3 protein-coding genes are annotated in these 2,222 nt (G+C 37.4%); all 3 read right to left on the bottom strand.

Annotation, left to right across the window (positions count from 1 at the left end; all coding sequences use genetic code 11):
• Nucleotides 1-206, bottom strand: a 206-nt coding sequence (locus Q0X89_RS10505) for a hypothetical protein (protein WP_297693882.1), incomplete at its 3' end; no start/stop codon positions are given.
• Nucleotides 207-340: 134 nt separating this feature from the next.
• A complete protein-coding gene (locus Q0X89_RS10500; protein WP_297693880.1) occupies nt 341-1,459 on the bottom strand; it encodes a hypothetical protein in 1,119 nt (372 codons plus the stop codon).
• A 306-nt stretch (nt 1,460-1,765) separates the two neighbouring features.
• On the bottom strand, nt 1,766-2,222 hold a 457-nt coding region (locus tag Q0X89_RS10495; protein ID WP_297693878.1), incomplete at its 5' end, for a BBE domain-containing protein.

The raw sequence follows: 2,222 nt of genomic DNA, 5'->3' as shown, positions 1-2,222 counted from the left end.
TTCAGGTATTTGGCATATGTTGAAGGCGTAATATAAGTTATGGAGTTTTGGAAACGTTGTGGATATTTATAATCCATTTGTACATAGGCTTCGTTAGATTTACCATTTTTAAAGGTAACAGAGCCTTTTTGATAAAGTCCCTGAGCTTGAAGGTTCATACATATCAAAAATAGAAGACTGCTAAATATGGAGATAAGGAGTTTCATAAGATTGTAGGATTTGGGTTGATTTAACTCGTGGAATAAAAACGTTTCGATTTACAATTTATTGTCGGTCAGAATGCCGAGTTTATAAGTGAAAAATGGGGAAGATTATTGGATTAAAATTTCAAATAAGGAAATTACTCTAACGGAAGAAGACCCGCCTGCGGCAGTGCTTTCACATGTGCATAGACCTCATGTCCGTTAATTTTCTGCTCCAAAGGTATTTTCATGATCTTAATGCCTTTAACATCATTTAGCTCCCCATCAGGAGAAATTGCTTTTATACCATAGAATGAGCCGTCTTTTGCGATCACTTTAATATGGACAATATTCCCGGACCTTCGAACACCTTTAATATCAAGTTTATCGCCGCCAGGCGTAATGGCATTAATATCGAGCAATGAGCCGTCTGATGTAATAGCCTTTAAGGGTGAATACTCATCCTCGCTTAGCAATATTTTAACCGGAATTTCTTTTCCGCCCACCAGAGCCATAACATTTAAAAGACTACGTTGATAGTTATCCTGAATGGCTCTAACATCATATATATTATCTTCTGCATCTATTGCTTTTACATCTATAAAGGTTCCCTCCGGGTGAATTGCTTTAACATGCCAATTGCGATCATTGCTAATACTTCCTGCCTGCGGAAGTGCTTTTACATGAGCATAAACGGCGTGATCCATTATCAGCATTTCAGTTTGTTCTTCAGACAATTTTACTCCTTTTACATCATTAAGTTCACCAGTAGGTGAAATAGCTTTGATACCGTAAAATTTACCTTTTTTGTCAATGGCTTTTATATGAATAATATTTTGAGACCTGCTCACTCCTTTAATATCCAGGGTATCGCCTTCAGGGCTCAGGGCCTTAATATCCAAAACACTGCCATCGTCTTTAATGGCTTTTATACGGGTGTATTTATCACCACTTACCAGAATTTTAACCGCAAAAGTTTTATCGCCAGACAAGGCCTTAATATCCATAAAACTTCTTTGATCTGAATCCTGGATGGCTTTAACATCATAAAGTTTACCATCTTTATCTAGTGCTTTGACGTCTAATAGCTTCCCTTCCGGGTGTACCGCTTTAATATGCCAGATAACTTCTTCAGGACTGCTTACCTCAATGCTGGTTACCACTTCTTTATTTTCAGGCAATTCATTTTTACAGCCGAAAAAACCTGTTAAAAGAATAAAACCCGCCGCAATTGGCAGGGTCCTTAATATCTGAGTAAAGCCTTTTAATTTCTTCATGTTTATCTGATTAAAAATTGTTCAAATTTAGCTATTGATCATTTGCTAAATGCTGATAAATATCAGCTTATCAATTTAATTAACAACAAACTATAAATCCTTTTGAATAGAGTTAATAAGACCATTACATTAACCCATAAGAAGATTGAAATATTGAACGGCGAATCCTTACCAAACATACCAGGCCTACGAACCGCATAGTTGGCTACAGAGAGGCCTGGAAGTATTGATTTTCTATTATAGAATGGAGGCAAGCTACTTGTTTTTAATAATAGTCTACCTTTTAGAACAGCGCATGCTTTTTTGCTATGCTTTAGGTTTAATATTTTGATTAACTCTAAAGAAATTGTTTGGATCGTATTCTTTTTTAATTTCAGATAAGCGATTGTAGTTATGCCTGTAACTGGCCTGAACTCTTTCTTGTCCTTCTTCCATCATAAAATTGGAATATGCCCCTCCGGAAGAATACGGGTGCAGTGCTTCCCAGTAATCCTTACACCATTTGGTGATCTTTGGAGCATCTTCCGGTTCCGGGGAAACCCCAACAATGACTCCGGCGTATTTGGCATCTCTGTAGGCCCAGGGTGTTTCCTCTTTTCCAACCCTGCTGGCTGCTCCGCTAATGGGGTATAAATGCATTTGCGATAATGGAGTTGGAATACTGGATCCATATTTTAAATGAGCTGCCCTTACTTCTTCACTAAAATCATTAAAGAAATCTGCTCTCCAATACCACTGTAAGTTAGGAGGAAATAATCCGTCA

Source organism: uncultured Eudoraea sp., from assembly GCF_947258525.1.
In the GTDB taxonomy this organism is placed as follows: domain Bacteria; phylum Bacteroidota; class Bacteroidia; order Flavobacteriales; family Flavobacteriaceae; genus Eudoraea.
The sequence above is the reverse complement of the archived record's forward strand: the minus strand, read 5'-3'. Positions and strand labels throughout refer to the sequence as shown.